The following is a 17727-nucleotide window of genomic DNA, read 5'->3' on the forward strand; positions in this document are numbered from 1 at the left end:
CCGGAGAGTATCGCAGTGCCGAGGCCCGATGAGCCGGGCGAAAAAGTTGGAAACCTGGCAGCTGCGGGCCAAATTCGCCGCCGCACTGTCGGCGATGTATGGCGCCGAGGTTCCCGCGTACACCACGCTGGTCGAGGTAAGCGCGCAGGTCAACCGTGACTGCCTGGCACATCGCCCGGGCGCCGAGCGGCTCGGTTCTTTGGCGCGGGTCACCGCGGAGCGGCACGGCGCGATCCGGGTGGGCAGTCCAGCCGAACTGGCCGCGGTCGCCGACCTGTTCGCGGCGTTCGGCATGGTCCCGGTCGGTTACTACGACCTGCGCACCGCGGCGTCGCCAATTCCGGTGATCTCCACTGCTTTTCGTCCGATCGACGCCGAGGAGTTGGCCCGCAACCCGTTTCGGGTGTTCACGTCCATGCTGGCGACGCGCGATCGCCGATTCTTCGACGCCGGCCTGCGCCGCCGGGTGGAAGCCTTTCTGGCGCGCCGTCAATTGTTCGACCCGGCATTGATCGCGCGGGCCCGGGCGGTCGCGGCGGACGGGGGTTGCGACGCCGCCGACGAGGCCGACGAGTTCGTCGGTCGGGCTGTTGCGGCGTTCGCGCTGTCGCGCGAGCCGATCGACCGTGCCTGGTATGACGAGCTCTCCCAGGTGTCCGCGGTGGCTGCCGATATCGCGGGCGTCGCCTCCACCCACATCAACCACCTGACCCCGCGGGTGCTCGACATCGATGAGCTGTATCGCCGGATGACCGCTCGCGGCGTCACCATGATCGATGCCATCCAGGGACCGCCCTGCACCGACGGTCCCGCTGTGCTGTTGCGGCAGACTTCTTTTCGCGCACTTGCCGAGCCACGCCGGTTTCGTCTGGCCGACGGGACCATCAGAAAGGGAACGCTACGGGTGCGGTTCGGTGAGGTGGAGGCGCGTGGTGTGGCGCTGACGCCCAAGGGTCGGCAACGCTATGACGCGGCGATGGCAGCGGCCGATCCGGCACAGGTGTGGCTGGACTATTTCCCGTCCACGGATGCCGAAATGGCAGCCCAAGGGCTGGCCTACTACCGCGGCGGTGATCCGTCGAAACCCGTTGTCTACGAGGACTTCTTGCCGGCCTCAGCCGCTGGGATCTTTCGGTCTAATCTGGACAGCGACGCCGAGGCCGCTCAAGTCGCCGACGATTCGCAATACAGCGTGGAATGGCTGGCCGGGGCGATCGACCGGGCCATCTATGACCCGTACGCACTGTATGAAGCACATGCCCAGGAGGGGGCCGCATGACCCTGCCGAGCACCGAGCAATTACGCGCCCGGGTGCGCCGGGCACTCGATGTTATCGGCGCCGATATCTCGCTCGGCGAGCCGGGCGGACACGGGCTGCCGGCGCGCACACCGGTGACCGGCGAGGTGCTATTCACCGTGGCGGCAACCACGCCCACCCACGTCGATCATGCGATCGCTGCTGCAGCACAAGCCTTTTCGACGTGGCGCGTCACACCGGCGCCGGTGCGCGGCGCATTGGTGGCCCAATTGGGTCAACTACTTTCCGCGCACAAATCCGACCTTGCCACGCTGGTCACCGTCGAGGCCGGCAAGATCACCTCCGAGGCGCTGGGCGAGGTGCAGGAGATGATCGACATCTGCCAGTTCGCCGTCGGCTTGTCCCGTCAGCTGTACGGCCGCACCATCGCCTCCGAGCGGCCGGGGCATCGGCTCATGGAGACCTGGCATCCGCTGGGCGTGGTCGGGGTGATCACCGCGTTCAACTTCCCGGTGGCGGTGTGGGCGTGGAACACTGCGGTGGCGCTGGTGTGCGGCGACGCCGTGGTGTGGAAGCCCTCAGAGCTGACCCCGGTGACCGCGCTGGCCTGCCAGGCGCTGATCGCACAGGCCGCCGCGGCTGTCGGCGCTCCCCCCGCGGTGAGCGGACTGCTGCTGGGCGGCCCCGAGGTGGGCGAACAACTGGTGGATGACGACCGGGTCGCGTTGGTGTCGGCGACCGGCTCGGTGCCGATGGGCCAGCAGGTTGGTCCCCGGGTAGCGCGACGGTTCGGCCGCACGCTGCTGGAGTTGGGCGGCAACAACGCCGCGATCGTGACGCCGTCGGCCGATCTGGAGCTGGCCGTGCGTGCCATCGTGTTCGCCGCCGCTGGCACTGCCGGGCAACGCTGTACGACGCTGCGCCGGTTGATCGTGCATCGCTCGATAGCCGACGAGGTGGTGGCACGCATCACCGCCGCCTACCGACGGCTGCCGATCGGCGACCCTACAGTTGACGGCACGCTGGTCGGTCCGCTGATCGGTGAGCAGGCCTATCGCGAGATGGTCAAGGCGCTCGAATACGCGCGCGCCGACGGCGGCGAGGTCATCGGCGGTGAACGCCACCACATCGGGCCAGCGAGCGCCTACTACGTTGCACCGGCGCTGGTGCGGATGCCGTCGCAGACCGCGATCGTGGCAGCCGAGACGTTCGCGCCGATCCTCTACGTGCTGACCTACGACGAACTCGACGAGGCCATTGCGCTGAACAACGCTGTGCCACAGGGGCTTTCTTCAGCGATTTTCACCACCGACGTCCGGGAGGCCGAGCGTTTCATCGACGGATCCGACTGCGGTATCGCCAACGTCAACATCGGCACCTCGGGCGCGGAGATCGGCGGCGCGTTCGGCGGCGAGAAACAGACCGGCGGCGGACGAGAATCCGGTTCCGACGCGTGGAAAGCCTACATGCGTCGCGCCACCAACACCGTCAACTACTCGTCGCAATTGCCGCTGGCCCAAGGCGTGGAATTCGGCTGACGAGTAGCTGCCCTGACGTCTACCCACGACGCCCCTCACGGCTGCGGTCATAGGCCCGTCGGCGCAGATCGGTCAGCCAGCCTGGCGCCGGTGTGACGTCGCGCGGCGAGTGGATCGTTGGATCGAATGCGACATTGGGCGCCTGGTCGTCGGCTAGCCAGCGATCTACGCTCAAGATCGCCAGCGGCTTGAATCGCCCTGTGCCACAGGCCTGTTCGACGGTGAATTCGATTCCGCCGTGGTCGATGTGTTTCCTGATGCTATCCAAAGACACGCCGGGATGCTCTGTCTTGCTTTTCATTTCGGCACGAATCCACCAATACCGCTGCTTGTAACGCAATGGCATCAGGCTCGACATGGACGCCGCCCACGACGTCGCCGGCCGCAGCGCCATCCGCGTCAACGGTCCCGACCCGGCTGAAGCCAACAGCACGTCCCAACCGCTTGGGGGGAATACCGTTGCCGGCATCTTCCAGGCCAGCCCGATGATGTCGGGCAGTCGACCCGGTGTTCCGAGCCCCTTGGAGATGCGTGCCACCACGTCGCACGAGCCGATCGGCAACCCCTGATCGGGCGGTGCGAGTCGCTCGATCTGGCCGGCGGCCATGACACCAGCAGGGTGAAACACCCGCCGATGGCGCAGCGCCGATCCCCACTGCAACGGCACCGCGACGACGTCGGGGAACTTCACCGTGATCACGCGGGGACCGTGGCGGTATCGCGATCCCAAGCCCGGTGCTTGGCCAGCGCCGAGGCGAAGGCGGCGAAGAACTCCTCCGGCATGCTGTCTTCGGCCGCGGTCGTCGACACCACGCCCATCGACGACACCACGTCGGGTCCATCAGCGAGCTGCTCGGCAACCCCGGCTTTGCGTAACAGCTCGATCCCCGCGCCGAACGCGCCCACCGGCTTGAGATGCTTGTAGGCCTCGGTGACGAAATTCACCGCGTACCCGTCATCGGAGAGGGCCGCGACCGAATCGGGCCCGCACGGCACGATCACCGCGTCATACAGCACCGACGCCATGGTGTTGATCGCACGGTCGACGGCCAGCTCACCGCCCGAGCCGCCGGTCAAACTGCCGCCGCCGACCGGTGCCAGCACTTCTGGAATGGCGCCACGCTGGCGCATGGCCCGCAACAGACGATCCGTGCCGCGCACGTCGACTCCGTTCGCGGCGAGCACGGCGATCTTGCGGGTTTCGATGCTGTCGGTGGCGGTGTTCAGCTGCGAGAGCGCCGGTGAGGCGGGCATCTTGTCGTCCACGGGCTGCTCGTCGGGGACCGGCAGGCCGAGCTTTCCGGCCACTCGGGCGGCCAGCTTGTGGTCAATCAGGTTCAGCTGGTCGACCACGCGGGGGCGGATTTCGCGAACCTCCACCTTGCCCAGCTCAAAAGCGAAGGCGGCCACGATGTGTTCGGCCTCCACCGCCGACATGCTCTTCCAGAACATGCGGGCCTGGCTGTAGTGGTCCTGAAAGCTCTTGGCGCGCTGGCGAATTTTATGCCCGTCAACCTTCTCGGTGTAGTGCCGGAACACATCTTCGTTTGCCAGTGCTGGGCAGCCGCCGCCCAACGAGTTCTTGAAGTAGCTGGTTTTGCCTTGCGGAATGGCGATCTGGCCATAACCGTCGTGCTGGTTGTTGCGTACGTCAACGACCGGCCGGTTAACCGGCAGCTGGGCGAAATTGGGGCCGCCCAGCCGGATCAGCTGCGTGTCAAGGTAGGAGAAGTTGCGAAACTGCAGCAACGGGTCGTTGGTGAAGTCGATGCCAGGCACCACGTTGGCCGTGTGGAACGCCACCTGTTCGGTTTCGGCGAAAAAGTTGTCCGGGTTACGGTTGAGCACCATCTTGCCCACCGGACGGACCGGAACCTGTTCTTCCGGAATGATTTTCGTGGCATCGAGCAGGTCGAACTGGAAGGAGAACTCGTCGCGCTCGGGTACCAACTGCACACCGAGTTCGTATTCCGGGTACTGGCCGGCCTCGATGGCCTCCCACAGGTCGCGGCGGTTGTAGTCAGGGTCCTTGCCGGCGATCTTTTGGCATTCGTCCCAGATCAGCGAATGCACACCCAGGCGCGGCTTCCAGTGGAACTTGACGAATGTGCCTTCGCCGCGGGCGTTGACGAGGCGGAAGGTGTGCACCCCGAAGCCCTGCATCATCCGGTAGCTGCGCGGCAGCGCCCGGTCCGACATCAGCCACATGATCGTGTGCAGCGTCTCGTCCTGCAGTGACACGAAGTCCCACAGCGTGTCGTGCGCCGAGGAAGCCTGCGGAATCTCGTTGTGCGGCTCAGGTTTTACCGCGTGCACGAAGTCGGGGAACTTGATCCCATCCTGGATAAAGAACACCGGCATGTTGTTGCCGACGAGGTCGTAGTTGCCCTGATCGGTGTAGAACTTCGTCGCGAAGCCCCGCACGTCGCGAACAGTATCGGCCGAGCCCCGGGAGCCTGCCACCGTGGAGAACCGCACGAACACCGGTGTCTGCTTGCCCGGGGTGGTCAAAAACCTGGCAACTGTGTACTCCGACAGCGAGTCGTCGTACGGCTCGAAGTAGCCGTAGGCGCCCGCACCGCGAGCATGCACCACGCGCTCGGGGATGCGCTCGTGGTCGAAGTGGGTGAGCTTTTCCCGGGCGTGAAAGTCCTCCAGCAGCGTGGGACCACGCTCACCGGCGGTCAGCGCGTCGTCGGTGTGGTCGACCCGAACACCTTGCTGGGTTGTCAGGTACCCGCTCGCCCGCTTGAGCCGGTAGCGGTCTAACTGTTGTTGTTTTGCGTTGTCGTCGTTGGCTGCCATGACCTACCTCTCGATGGGGATTCCAAGATGGGGTAACCCCTGAGCCAGCTCGACAAACGGAGTCTTGAGCTGCGACGGGCGTCGGCGGGCCACGCGGGTGCGCGTACCGACAACGCTGGAAGTCACAGCCAGCAGCTACTTGGCCAGTTCGGTGAGGATGATCGTCCCTTCGTCGCTTTCGGTTAGCCATTGATCAGCACGGGCACGCCTTCGCGGGTAGGTTCGCCGTGCACACTCAGGGACGGTCTGTGATGGCAACCGACGTACAGACCGGCACGATCACCACCCAGGTGCCGGCGCGGCTGGACCGGCTGCCCTGGTCGCGGTTTCATCGGCGGGTGGTCATCGGTTGGGCGGCGTTGTGTTTCTTCCTGGCTGGCTCTGGGGCCAGCGCCGCCTATTTGACCGTCAGCGAAATCTTTCCGAATGCCTTTCGCATGCTGGCTGCTGGGTCGTCGACCCTGGTTCGGCGCCGCTGGCCGCACCATGCACGCAGGATATGCACGCACGCAGCTGCCGCCACGTGAGCGGCAGCGCTGCTTAGTCGACACTTCCCTGCGCGGTGTGCAGATCAAACGATCTGCACCCGAGCGTGCTTCTGCGCGTAGCCTAAATAGCAGAGGTGACGTTTACCTCGGGCAACGCAAGCCAATCCTCAAATATGAGAAGCTCGTTTCACGAGCAGCTTTCGGCGCTGCAAGGGCGTCTGGCGGAGTTGTGCGCCTCGAGCAGGCCTCGGCCACCTTCGCGGCCTGAGCACAGGTGCGCATCCTGACGATCATTCAAGCCGCCCCCGGCTCACGCTTGGCCGCCGTGACCGCACGCATCGCCCGGTTGCGAGCACCGCGACGCCCGTATAGCCGAGCGCACATACTGGTCAAGACCTCGATCATGTCACGCACCAGATCATCGGTCGTCTCACCAGGATCGATGACCACGATCCGCCGGCCCTGAGCAGACAGCGCCGCTTCCAGGTGCTCCACCCCAAAGCGCGCCAGCCGATCCCGATGCTCCACAACGATCACTCTCGCATCAGGATCCGACATTTAGCCTCTGTGTGAGTCCACGGGCAGGTCCGAGGGTCCGACTGGGACACGTGGTGATCCCTGAAGTTTGAGCGGCCTCCCGTGGACTTCGGTGTCTGGTCGTGCGGTGTCCTTGTTCGGGAACTTGGAGCCAGCCGGTGGGTGTGGACTCCTGCTTAGAGAATGTCTGGGCCGTGGCCGCGGCGCTCAGTCACCTGGTGGTCTGAAAGAGCCAGTGGCAGAAGGGTTTTACAGTGACATTGACGTTGGGGATCGACGTTGCGGTTCGGGCTGCGCATCAAGCGACGCTGTCCCGTGACGGCAAGACGGTGTGGCGGGGTCGTAAGTTCATGACCCGCACCGAGGAGCTGGAGCGGGTGTGGGCCGATGCGGGTGTCGAGGATCCGGCCGAGCTGACGGTGGTCCTAGAGCCCACCAGAAACGCCTGGATCGTGATCGCCGAGTGGTTTCGCCGGCGCGGCGCGAAGGTGGTGATGGTGCCGACCACGCAGTCGGCTGACCTGCGCAAGTACTACTCCAAGCACGCCAAGAACGACCGGATCGACTCGGAGCTTTTGGCCCGGCTGCCGCTGCTGCATCCTGATGGGCTGCGTGAGTATTCCGGCCAAGGGCCGGCTAATCCGTTGCGGCGGCTGGTCAAGCAGCGTTCCACTATGGTCAAGCCCCGCACCGCGGTCTACGCCCGCCTCGACGCGCTGATCGAGCTGCTGGGACCGACCTGGTATGCGGTACTGGGCTCGAATTACGGTAACGCCGCGCTGGAACTTTTGGCTCGTTACGCCGATCCGCACGCAGTGATCCGGCTCGGCCAGGCCAGACTGGCCCGGTTCCTTGCCACGCGGTCCCGCGGCAATTGGCGTGACGAGCATGCCGCCGGCCTAATCGCCGCAGCCAGAGAAACCCTCGCCCTATGGAATGTCGAGGGCACCGATGGGATGGACTTCGCCGAACTGTCCGCCGATATCGCCCACGAGGCCGAACAAGCATTGTTTTTGACCCGTCAGATCAAAGCGATCGACGAGCGGATCGCCAACCTCTACACAGACGCCGACCCGCAGGGGATCGTCGCGTCCGCACCCGGCGTCGGCCCCACCATCAGCGCGGTCATCGCCGGCCGGATCGGCGACCCGCACCGGTCCACCTCGCTTGCGGCGATCCGCGCCTACACCGGACTAATCCCGAAAGTCAGCCAATCAGGGGTGGTCAAGACCGAATCGTCGATCACCAAGGCCGGCGACCCACTACTGCGCGAAATGCTTTACACCGCAGCCGATCAGGCACGCAAAGTCGACCCCCAATTTGCCGCAAAGTACCAGCGTCTGATGGCCGGGGACCGCCACCACGACTCAGCGATCTGCCACCTTGCCACCATGCTGGTCACCCGCATCGCCACCTGCATGCGCGCAGGACAGCGCTACCAACTGCGCGACATCGACGGAACCGCGATTACAGAATCCCAAGGCCGCGTCATCATCAAACAGCGTTACCAACTCGACCCCCGCCAGCGCGACCACGCCCGCCACAAACTCATGCACAAGCGCCGCAATAAGGCGGGCCAGGCGTCACAGGAGTCGCCAAGCGCTCCAACATCCCAGCCCGCTAAACCCAAGCCTACGACGAGCCCACAAGTGGCTTGACTTCAGTTAGGAACTCAAGATGCGCCGCAGCTTGGGTCGCTTACCGTTCAGGCCGGAACCGACCTCGCACACCACTTGCCCACCTCCAAGTCACGCTCTGTGGCCCACGCGGTTAGACGCGCCACCTGACGATCCAAATCCGAACGCCGATCATGGCTGGACACCCGCGCATACAGCACCACTCCCGGGAAATCCCCCGAAAGTGTGGAGGCATGCACTATGAGGTAGGGCATGTCAGAGACACGTAGGAAGTTCGATCAGGAGTTTCGGGAGGGAGCGGTACGGATCGTCCGGGATACCGGTAAGCCGATCGCCCAGGTGGCCCGAGACCTCGGAATCCATCCGGGCACCCTGGGTAATTGGGTGGCCAAGGATCGCGCTGAACGTGAAGGCACGCAGGGGCTTTCCAGCGGTGATATCGCCGAGTTGAAGCGGCTGCGCGCCGAGGTGGCCGAGTTGCGCATGGAGCGTGATGTCCTCAAGCGATCCGTGGTCCTGTGGGTAAAGGAGGCGACGAGGTGAGTGTGGCCCGCTTCATCGCCGACCAGAGGACCTTGCACCGGGTGCCACACACGGTGTGCTGCGCGATCTTGGGGGTGAGCGTGTCCTGGTTCTACAAGTGGTTGGACCGCCAGCCCACCGAGCGCCAGTGCCGCCGCGCCGCGCTCGATACGCGGGTGGGCGAGCTGTTCGAACGCTCCAAACGCACCTACGGGTCGCCGCGTATCCACGCTGATCTGCGCGAGGAGGGGTGGCGGGTCAGCGTGAACACCGTGGCCGACTCGATGCGCCGGCAGGGGCTGGCCGCGCGCAAGCCCAAGCGGCCACGAGGGTTAACCAAGCAGGATAAGACGGCACCCACGTTCGCCGACCTGCTGTGGCGTGACTTCACCGCCTCGGCGCTCAACCGTAAATGGTGCGGCGATATCACCGAGATCCCCACCGACGAGGGCAAACTGTATTTGGCTTCGGTCCTGGATTTGTGTGGGCGGCGTTTGCTGTCGTGTCCGATGTCGGATCACCCCGATGCCGAGCTGGCCGGCGATGCGATCAAGATGGCTGTCGCGGTGCGTGGTGGAAAGAACGTGATCGACGGCGTGATTTTCCATACTGATCGCGGATCGACTTACACTGCAGGTAGTTTCACTGCACTGTGTCGGCGCCTGGGCATCCGCCAATCAATGGGACGTGTCGGGTCATGCTTCGATAACGCCGCCAGCGAGGCGTTCTTCTCCACCCTGCAGCACGAGGTCCTCTCGCGGCATCACTTTGCCACCAAGGCTCAGGCTCGCGCCGTCATCACGGCCTGGTGCCATGATTTCTACAACACTCAACGTCGGCACAGCTCCGCCGGCTTGCTGCCGCCAATCGAGTACGAAAAGATCGCTGCCAACCAGTCGCAGGCAGCATAGAGAACGCCTCCACGATTTCAGGGGAAGCCCACCCGCCACCGCGGCCGACGCCGATGCGGCCGTCTTCACCAGGATCAACCGGCCAACCCGCTCCGCGGGCATCGGCAACGCCCCTTCCCGAAACCAGCGATAAGCCGTATGTCGGTTCACCCCAACCGACTTAGCCCAATCCGCCAGATTCACGCCGCCAATTAGAACACACTAACGCACACCTAAATACACTCGACACACAACAGTTCACAACCCTTAACACTGGCGAGCCGTAATGCCGCTCGCTGCCCGGCCAGCCCAATTGCTTCTACACGGACCGCTTGTCGATGCCTCCGTGTGGCAGGCCGCGGTGTGACCCTTCGGCGTTGCAGCGCAGACATAGTCGGTCATCCTTGGCGAGAGGACGTCGAAACCCACGATGTTTAGGTCGTTCACCGGCTCCCTGAGGCGGTCCCGGTCTACCGCGTACGCTGGTTCGAAAAATGCTGTGCGCCTTAGATTTCCGGCAATGACCCAGACCGAGAATGTCGGCGGCCAGCGGGTCGTACTGTCGGCAATTCTTCACCCGGCTGCGGTAGGCCTGGGTTGTCCACAACCTCTCGACCGACAAGAGGTGCCGGTCGACGTTCGGCCACCGGTTGATCGAGCCGAACGGGCGGACGAACTGTTCAGATTGAGGAGATCAGCGAACCGCGCCGCGGGCAAACGGTTCGCCGTCGTGACGAACATTCGGCTTTGTGACGCGGTCTACGCGGGTTCCACTGCCCAGACGGGGACTGACGTCTCGGAACGTTTACTCGCCAGCCATCGCCGCGGTGCCGATGCGACACGGTTCGGCAGGCGCCCGGTGGGTCGCCAAAGTAGCCGACGTTCCCGTGTTTGAGCCAATAGTTTGCGCGGCTACCGATTTGCCAGCGCGAAAATGTGCCAAGTTCTGGCAAACACCGGCCAAACCGCGTGGTCCAAGTAACATCGGTCGCATGCGACCGACGCGGCGGCGGTTATCACCCGAGGACCGGCGCGCCGAGTTGCTGGCACTGGGTGCGGAAGTGTTCGGCCAACGCCCCTATGACGAGGTCCGCATCGACGAGGTCGCCGAGCGGGCCGGGGTGTCGCGGGCGCTGATGTACCACTACTTCCCCGACAAGCGGGCGTTTTTCGCTGCCGTGGTCAAATACGAGGCCGAGCGACTGATCGAGGCCACCAGCCACCTGCCGTTGCCGGGCCAGACACTGTTCGAAGAAGTGCGCACGGGTGTGCTCGCCTACATGGAGTACCAGCAACAGCATCCGCACTCCGCGTGGGCTGCCTACGTCGGCATCGGCCGATCCGACCCGGTACTGCTCGGCATCGACGATGAAGCCAAGAACCGTCAACTCGAGCATGTCATGAGCCGGATCGTGGAGATCGAGGGCCCCGACGAAAAACTGGACCCCGACGTCGAACGCAATCTCCGGATGGTGGTGCACGGCTGGTTGGCGTTCACCTTCGAGTTGTGCCGGCAACGGATCATCGACCCATCGACCGATGCCGGCCAACTCGCCGATGCCTGTGCGCACGCGCTGCTCGACGCGGTGTCGCGAGTCCCCGGCATTCCCACCACGCTGGCCGCCGCGATCGCGCCCGATAAACGTTGACCCGCCCCGGACCGACGACCCGCGCGGGTTCATCAACTCATAAATTCCTCATAGTTCCAATTAGACGCCTGTTGAATCGTTTGCCCGTAGCATCGGGGCATGCAAGCGACCAGGCGGCGACTGTCCCCGAGGACCGGCGCGCCGAGTTGCTGGCCCTGGGCGCCGAAGTGTTCGGCCAACGCCCCTACGACGAGGTCCGCATCGACGAGGTCGCCGAGCGGGCCGGGGTATCGCGGGCGCTGATGTACCACTACTTCCCCGACAAGCGGGCGTTCTTTGCCGCCGTCGTCAAATACGAGGCCGAGCGGCTGTTGGAGGCGACGGCCAATCCGCCCAACGCCGGGACCACGCTGTTCGAGCGGGTGCGCGCCGGGGTGCTGGCATATGTCGACTACCACCAGCGCCATCCGCACGCGGCCTGGGCTGTCTACGTTCGGGCAGGTCGCTATGACCCGGTCCTTGGGCAGATCGACGATGAGGCCAAGAAGCGTCAGATGGAGCGTGTCATGGCCGCCGCCAAGGCGTTGGTGCCGGGCGGCCTGGAAGAGGGTCTGGACCCAGACGTCGAACGCAACCTGCGGGCGACGGTGTACGGGTGGCTGTCGTTCACGTTCGAGATGTGCCGTCAGCGAATCATGGACCCCTCGTTGGACGCCGGATACCTGGGCGACACGTGTGCACATGCCTTGCTCGACGCGATCGGCCGGGTGCCGGGCATTCCGCCCGAACTGGCCGATGCCGTGGCGGCCGACAAGCGCTCAACCACGCTCACACCAGAAATGCCAGGCTGAGACACACCAGCACGGTCAAGATCGACAGTTCTCGCCACGGTCGCCATGGAGCGTCTTGGACGGCATATGACATCGTCTTGATCGGCGCCAACGGTTCAGGTGCGGCTCGGTCTGCGGGCACCGGCGCATGAAACTCGTGAAAGTACAGCTGTATCAGGGTGGCTCCGATCCAGATGCCGCCCAGGAAGCTGACCGCTTCGATTCCGCGCCATATCAACAGCACCGCCAACGCGATCGTAAACAGCAGCACGAGCGGTATCGGGATGCGAGGGCATTTGTCGGTGCGAGTTGGCACGATGGCAAGGTGAGCGTCGCATCGCTGGCCCGCTTTTCTGCCCCGACGCGAGAATGGTTCGCCAACACCTTCGCTGCGCCGACCGCAGCCCAGTCCGGCGCCTGGTCGGCCATTGCCGACGGCCACAACACGCTGGTCATCGCGCCGACAGGATCCGGTAAGACGCTCGCTGCATTCCTGTGGGCGATCGACAGGTTGGCCACCGCTGCGCAGCGGCCAGCCGGCACCCGGGTGCTGTACGTGTCGCCGCTGAAGGCGCTGGCCGTCGACGTCGAGCGCAACCTGCGCGCCCCGTTGGCCGGTATCACCCGGGTCGCCCAGCGGCAAGGCCGACCGGAGCCGCAAATCAGTGTGGGCGTTCGGTCCGGGGACACCCCGCCCGCGCGTCGTCGCCAGCTCATCGCCCAGCCGCCCGATGTGCTGATCACCACGCCTGAGTCGCTGTTTTTGATGCTGACCTCGGCCGCGCGGCAGACGCTGACCGACGTGCAAACGGTGATCGTCGACGAGGTGCACGCCCTCGCGGGCACCAAACGTGGCGCGCATCTGGCGCTGTCGCTGGAGCGACTCGACGAGCTGTTGGAGCGGCCCGCGCAACGCATCGGGCTGTCGGCAACCGTGCGTCCCCACGAGGAGGTTGCCCGGTTCTTGTCCGGGCAGCGGCCGACCACGATCGTCGCGCCGCCGTCGCCGAAAACCATCGACCTCACGGTGCAGGTGCCCGTGCCCGACATGGCCAACCTCGCCGACAACACCATTTGGCCCGACGTCGAGGCCCGCCTGGTCGACTTGATCGAGTCGCACAACTCAACGATCGTGTTCGCCAACTCGCGTCGGCTCGCCGAGCGACTTACCGCCCGGCTCAACGAGATTCACGCCGAACGTAGCGGTGTCGAGCTCGACGCCGGACGCAACCAGCAAGTCGCCGGCGGCGCGCCCGCACAACTGCTGGGCAGCGGCCAAACCTACGGCGCCCCACCGCTGTTGGCCCGCGCCCACCACGGTTCGGTCAGCAAGGAGCAACGCGCCGCGGTCGAGGAGGACCTCAAACGCGGCCGGCTCAAAGCCGTCGTCGCGACCTCGAGCCTGGAGCTGGGCATCGACATGGGCGCGGTCGATCTGGTGATTCAGGTCGAAGCGCCGCCATCGGTGGCGAGCGGCCTACAACGCATCGGCCGGGCCGGCCATCAGGTCGGCGAAATCTCACGGGGTGTGCTGTTCCCGAAGCACCGCACCGACTTGATCGGCTGCGCCGTCGCCGCCCAGCGCATGCTGGCCGGACAGATCGAGGCGATGCGGGTCCCCACCAATCCGCTGGACATCCTCGCGCAGCACACCGTGGCCGCGGCTGCCCTGGAGCCGCTGGACGCCGACCGGTGGTTCGACACCGTGCGGCGCAGCGCGTCGTTCGCCACCTTGCCGCGCAGCGCATTCGAGGCGGTACTGGACCTGCTGTCCGGCAAGTATCCGTCCACCGAATTCGCCGAGCTGCGGCCCCGGCTCGTCTACGACCGCGACAGCGGCATCTTGACCGCGCGGCCCGGCGCGCAGCGGCTGGCGGTCACTTCCGGTGGCGCCATCCCCGACCGTGGGCTGTTCAGTGTGTGGCTGGCGACCGAAAAACCTTCGCGGGTCGGCGAACTCGATGAGGAGATGGTCTACGAATCCCGCCCTGGCGACGTCATCTCACTGGGCGCGACCAGTTGGCGGATCACTGAGATCACCCACGATCGGGTACTAGTGATCCCGGCGCCGGGACAACCGGCGCGGCTGCCGTTCTGGCGCGGCGACGACGTCGGCCGCCCGGCCGAGCTGGGCCGCGCGATCGGCGCGTTCACCGGTGAACTGGCCGCACTGGACCGCGGTGCTTTCGAAAAGCGTTGTGCTGAATTGGGTTTGAACGAATACGCGACCGAAAACCTGTGGCGGCTTCTTGATGACCAGCGCAGCGCCACCGCCGCGGTGCCCACCGACACCACGCTGCTGGTGGAACGGTTCCGCGACGAGCTCGGCGACTGGCGGGTGATCCTGCACTCGCCGTACGGGTTGCGGGTACATGGCCCGCTGGCGCTGGCCGTGGGCCGCCGGCTGGCCGAACGCTACGGGATCGACGAAAAACCGACCGCCTCCGACGACGGCATCGTGGTGCGCCTGCCAGACACCGATGCCGCCGGGACACCGCCCGGCGCGGAGCTGTTCGTCTTCGACCCCGACGACATCGACCCGATCGTCACCGACGAAGTGGGGGGTTCGGCACTATTCGCCGCGCGTTTTCGGGAATGCGCGGCCCGTGCCCTGCTGCTGCCGCGGCGACACCCCGGTCGCCGTTCGCCGCTGTGGCACCAACGCCAGCGCGCCGCCCAGCTGCTCGACGTGGCCCGCAAATACCCCGACTTTCCGATCGTGCTGGAAGCGATCCGTGAATGCCTGCAAGACGTCTATGACGTCCCGGGCCTGACCACCCTGATGGCCGACATCGCCGGCCGCCGCGTCCGGGTGGTGGAGGCCGAGACCGTCACACCGTCACCGTTCGCGGCGTCGCTGCTGTTCGGCTACGTCGGCGCGTTCATGTATGAGGGCGATGCTCCGCTGGCCGAGCGGCGGGCCGCGGCCCTGTCGTTGGATGCCACGCTGCTGGCCGAGCTGCTCGGCCGGGTCGAACTGCGCGAGCTGCTGGACCCCGACGTCATCGCCGCGACTGGGCGCCAATTGCAGCACCTGTCGGCCGACCGGATGGCTCGCGACGCCGAAGCGGTTGCCGATCTGCTGCGGCTGTTGGGCCCGCTGACCGAAGACGAGGTCGCCGCCCGCGCCGGCGGCAAAGACGTGGGCGGCTGGCTGGAGGGTTTGCGGGCCGCCAAACGCGCGCTGACAGTGTCGTTCGCCGGGCGGACCTGGTGGGTGGCTGTCGAGGACATCGGTCGGCTGCGCGACAGCGTCGGGGTCGCGGTGCCAGTCGGTGTGCCCGACAGTTTCACCGACGCGGTCGCCGACCCGCTGGGCGAGCTGCTCGGCCGCTATGCGCGCACCCATACCCCGTTCACCACCGCCGAAGCCGCCGCCCGGTTCGGCTTGGGTCTGCGGGTGACGGCCGACGTGCTGGGTCGGCTGGCCGCCGACGGGCGCCTAGTGCGCGGCGACTTCGTCGCCGACCTCGGGGCGAGCAGTGGTGCGACGCCGAGGTGTTGCGGATTTTGCGGCGCCGGTCGCTGGCGGCGCTGCGGGCCCAGGTCGAACCGGTCAGCACCGCCGCGTATGCGCGGTTCCTGCCGGCCTGGCAGCAGGTGGGCAGCGAAACCAATTCCGGTGTCGACGGGCTGCTGGCCGTCATCGATCAGCTCGCCGGCGTGCGGATGCCCGCTTCGGCAATCGAGCCGCTGGTGCTGGCGCCGCGGGTGCGTGACTACTCACCGGCGATGCTCGACGAGCTGCTGGCCTCCGGGGAGGTGATGTGGTCTGGCGCCGGCTCGATTTCGGCCAGCGACGGCTGGATCGCCTTCCATTCCGCGGACACCGCGCCGTTGACGTTGACCCCCGGCGTTACGGTGGAGTTCAACGACGCCCACCGCGCAATCCTGGACACCCTGGCCGGCGGCGGCGCGTTCTTCTTCCGCCAGCTTGGCCACGGCATCGGGGAATCAGAACTGAAAACAGCGTTGTGGGAACTTATTTGGGCGGGCTGGATCACCGGCGACACGTTCGCGCCGGTGCGCGCGATGCTTAGCGGCGGGCCGGGCAGTCGTAACCGTGGCGCCCCGGCGCACCGGCACCGGCGACCGCCGCGGCTGAGCCGCTACAGCATCGCCCACGCCCAGACGCGAGCCGTCGACCCGACCGTCGCTGGCCGATGGTCGGCGCTGCCTGCGCCGGAGCCGGATTCGACGTTGCGCGCACACCACCAGGCCGAGTTGCTGTTGAACCGCCACGGCGTGCTCACCAAGGGCGCGGCAGCGGCCGAAGGCGTGCCCGGCGGGTTCGCCACGCTGTACAAGGTGCTGACCGCGTTCGAAGACGCCGGCCGCTGTCAGCGCGGCTACTTCGTGGAATCGTTGGGCGGCGCCCAGTTTGCGGTTGCCTCGACGGTTGACCGGCTGCGCAGCTACCTCGACGACGTCGACCCTGAGCGGCCCGCATACAACGCGGTGGTGCTGGCCGCCGCCGACCCCGCCAATCCCTATGGTGCGGCGCTGCCCTGGCCTTCGGTGGGCGACGAGGGGGCCGCCCGGCCGGGCCGTAAGGCGGGGGCGTTGGTCGTGCTGGTGGACGGCGAACTGGCGTGGTTTGTGGAGCGCGGCGGGCGATCGCTGCTGACTTTCACCGACGACCCTGACGCCCAGCATGCGGCCGCGGCCGCGCTGGCGGATCTGGTGGGCGCCCGGCGCCTCGACTCGATCCTGGTCGAGCGGGTCAACAGCGTGCCGGTGCTGGAGTTGCGGGAGTCGCCGATTCACGCGGCGCTGTCCGCCGCCGGCTTCGCCCGTACCCCGCGCGGGCTGCGACTGCGGTAATGCCCGAGGGCGACACCGTCTTTCGCACCGCCGCCACGCTGCGGAGGGCGCTGGCGGGCCGCACGTTGACGCGCTGCGACATCCGGGTGCCGCGGTTCGCCACGGTGGACCTTACCGGCCAGGTCGTCGACGAGGTGCTCAGCCGCGGCAAGCACCTATTCATCCGGGTCGGGCAGGCCAGCATCCATTCGCATTTGAAGATGGACGGCAGCTGGCGGGTGACCGCCCGCCCGGTGCGGACCGATCACCGGGTCCGAATCATTCTGGAAGCCGCCGAAATCCGGGCTGTCGGCCTCGACCTGGGCGTACTGGAAGTCCTCAACCGAAACAACGACGCCAACGTGGTCGCCCACCTAGGACCCGATCTGCTCGGTGACGACTGGAACCCGCACATCGCCGCAGGCAACCTCGCCGCCAACTCCCAGCGGCCCCTTGGCGAGACGCTGCTCGACCAGAAGGTGATGGCGGGCATCGGCAACGTCTACTGCAACGAACTGTGCTTCCTCAGCGGGCATCTGCCCACCACGCCGGTCGGGATGCTCGCCGACCCGCTGCGCCTCGTCATGCGAGCTCGAGAGATGTTGTGGTTCAACCGGTCCCGCTTGAGTCGCTGCACCACCGGCGACACTCGACCCGGGCGCCAGCTTTGGGTATACGGACGTGCCGGGCAGCCATGCCGCCGCTGCGGAACCCTCATCGAATACGACAGCACCGGCAGGCGGGTGACCTACTGGTGCCCATCGTGCCAACGCTGAACGCCGACGGCATGTCCATCACGTTAACGATCGAGCGCAAAGACTTGCGTCGCG

11 protein-coding genes and 5 pseudogenes are annotated in these 17727 nt (G+C 66.2%); 10 read left to right on the forward strand and 6 right to left on the reverse strand.

Annotated features, from left to right (window positions below; all coding sequences use genetic code 11):
- The first annotated feature begins 28 nt into the window (after positions 1-28).
- Positions 29-1279: a 2-oxoadipate dioxygenase/decarboxylase gene (hglS, locus tag MYXE_RS18065; protein WP_161552115.1), complete on the forward strand. Its 1251-nt coding sequence runs from the start codon at positions 29-31 to the stop codon at positions 1277-1279.
- Positions 1276-2796 (forward strand): L-piperidine-6-carboxylate dehydrogenase, encoded by a 1521-nt coding sequence (gene amaB, locus MYXE_RS18070; protein ID WP_085193125.1) that lies wholly within the window; start codon positions 1276-1278, stop codon positions 2794-2796. Before hglS ends, amaB begins: the two co-directional genes overlap by 4 nt.
- A 19-nt stretch (positions 2797-2815) precedes the next feature.
- On the opposite strand, the gene MYXE_RS18075 is transcribed toward amaB, so the two are convergent.
- Positions 2816-3496 (reverse strand): phosphodiesterase, encoded by a 681-nt coding sequence (locus MYXE_RS18075; protein ID WP_332102146.1) that lies wholly within the window; start codon positions 3494-3496, stop codon positions 2816-2818.
- Positions 3493-5601, reverse strand: a complete 2109-nt coding sequence (locus MYXE_RS18080) for a catalase (RefSeq protein WP_085193127.1) — start codon at positions 5599-5601, stop codon at positions 3493-3495. Before MYXE_RS18080 ends, MYXE_RS18075 begins: the two co-directional genes overlap by 4 nt.
- A gap of 251 nt (positions 5602-5852) precedes the next feature.
- Between MYXE_RS18080 and MYXE_RS23650 the strand changes: the two genes are divergently transcribed.
- On the forward strand, positions 5853-6128 hold the full coding sequence (locus MYXE_RS23650; protein WP_085193128.1) for a hypothetical protein: 276 nt from the start codon (positions 5853-5855) through the stop codon (positions 6126-6128).
- A gap of 255 nt (positions 6129-6383) precedes the next feature.
- On the opposite strand, the pseudogene MYXE_RS18085 reads toward MYXE_RS23650, so the two are convergent.
- A pseudogene (locus MYXE_RS18085) lies at positions 6384-6647 on the reverse strand (recombinase family protein); the annotation flags it as partial.
- Positions 6648-6880: 233 nt separating this feature from the next.
- Here MYXE_RS18085 and MYXE_RS18090 point away from each other — a divergent pair.
- Complete coding sequence (locus MYXE_RS18090; RefSeq protein ID WP_112650268.1) at positions 6881-8284, forward strand: IS110 family RNA-guided transposase; 1404 nt, start codon at positions 6881-6883, stop codon at positions 8282-8284.
- 12 nt (positions 8285-8296) lie between these two features.
- On the opposite strand, the pseudogene MYXE_RS18095 reads toward MYXE_RS18090, so the two are convergent.
- Positions 8297-8475, reverse strand: a pseudogene (locus tag MYXE_RS18095) (recombinase family protein); the annotation flags it as partial.
- A gap of 40 nt (positions 8476-8515) precedes the next feature.
- Between MYXE_RS18095 and MYXE_RS18100 the strand changes: the two are divergent.
- Together MYXE_RS18100 and MYXE_RS18105 are read left to right on the forward strand one after the other, a co-directional pair.
- Positions 8516-8806, forward strand: coding sequence for a transposase (locus MYXE_RS18100; RefSeq protein ID WP_085196334.1), 291 nt, complete (start codon positions 8516-8518; stop codon positions 8804-8806).
- On the forward strand, positions 8803-9696 hold the full coding sequence (locus MYXE_RS18105) for an IS3 family transposase (protein WP_085196336.1): 894 nt from the start codon (positions 8803-8805) through the stop codon (positions 9694-9696). The genes MYXE_RS18100 and MYXE_RS18105 overlap by 4 nt, the downstream gene beginning before the upstream one ends.
- A 30-nt stretch (positions 9697-9726) precedes the next feature.
- On the opposite strand, the pseudogene MYXE_RS18110 reads toward MYXE_RS18105, so the two are convergent.
- A pseudogene (locus tag MYXE_RS18110) lies at positions 9727-9879 on the reverse strand (IS607 family transposase); the annotation flags it as partial.
- A 788-nt stretch (positions 9880-10667) separates the two neighbouring features.
- On the opposite strand from MYXE_RS18110, the gene MYXE_RS18115 reads away from it, so the two are divergent.
- Positions 10668-11324, forward strand: a complete 657-nt coding sequence (locus MYXE_RS18115) for a TetR/AcrR family transcriptional regulator (protein ID WP_003919154.1) — start codon at positions 10668-10670, stop codon at positions 11322-11324.
- A 99-nt stretch (positions 11325-11423) separates the two neighbouring features.
- Positions 11424-12115 (forward strand): annotated as a pseudogene (locus MYXE_RS18120) (TetR/AcrR family transcriptional regulator).
- Here MYXE_RS18120 and MYXE_RS18125 read toward each other — a convergent pair.
- Positions 12093-12410: a hypothetical protein gene (locus MYXE_RS18125; protein WP_139821171.1), complete on the reverse strand. Its 318-nt coding sequence runs from the start codon at positions 12408-12410 to the stop codon at positions 12093-12095. The pseudogene MYXE_RS18120 and the gene MYXE_RS18125 sit on opposite strands and share 23 nt — an antisense overlap.
- Positions 12411-12419: 9 nt before the next feature.
- Here MYXE_RS18125 and MYXE_RS18130 point away from each other — a divergent pair.
- Positions 12420-16918: pseudogene (locus MYXE_RS18130) on the forward strand (ATP-dependent helicase).
- Positions 16918-17673, forward strand: coding sequence for an endonuclease VIII Nei2 (gene nei2 / locus MYXE_RS18135; protein ID WP_085196344.1), 756 nt, complete (start codon positions 16918-16920; stop codon positions 17671-17673). The pseudogene MYXE_RS18130 and the gene nei2 overlap by 1 nt, the downstream one beginning before the upstream one ends.
- Positions 17674-17727 lie beyond the last annotated feature (54 nt).

This window comes from Mycobacterium xenopi (assembly GCF_009936235.1).
Lineage (GTDB): Bacteria > Actinomycetota > Actinomycetes > Mycobacteriales > Mycobacteriaceae > Mycobacterium > Mycobacterium xenopi.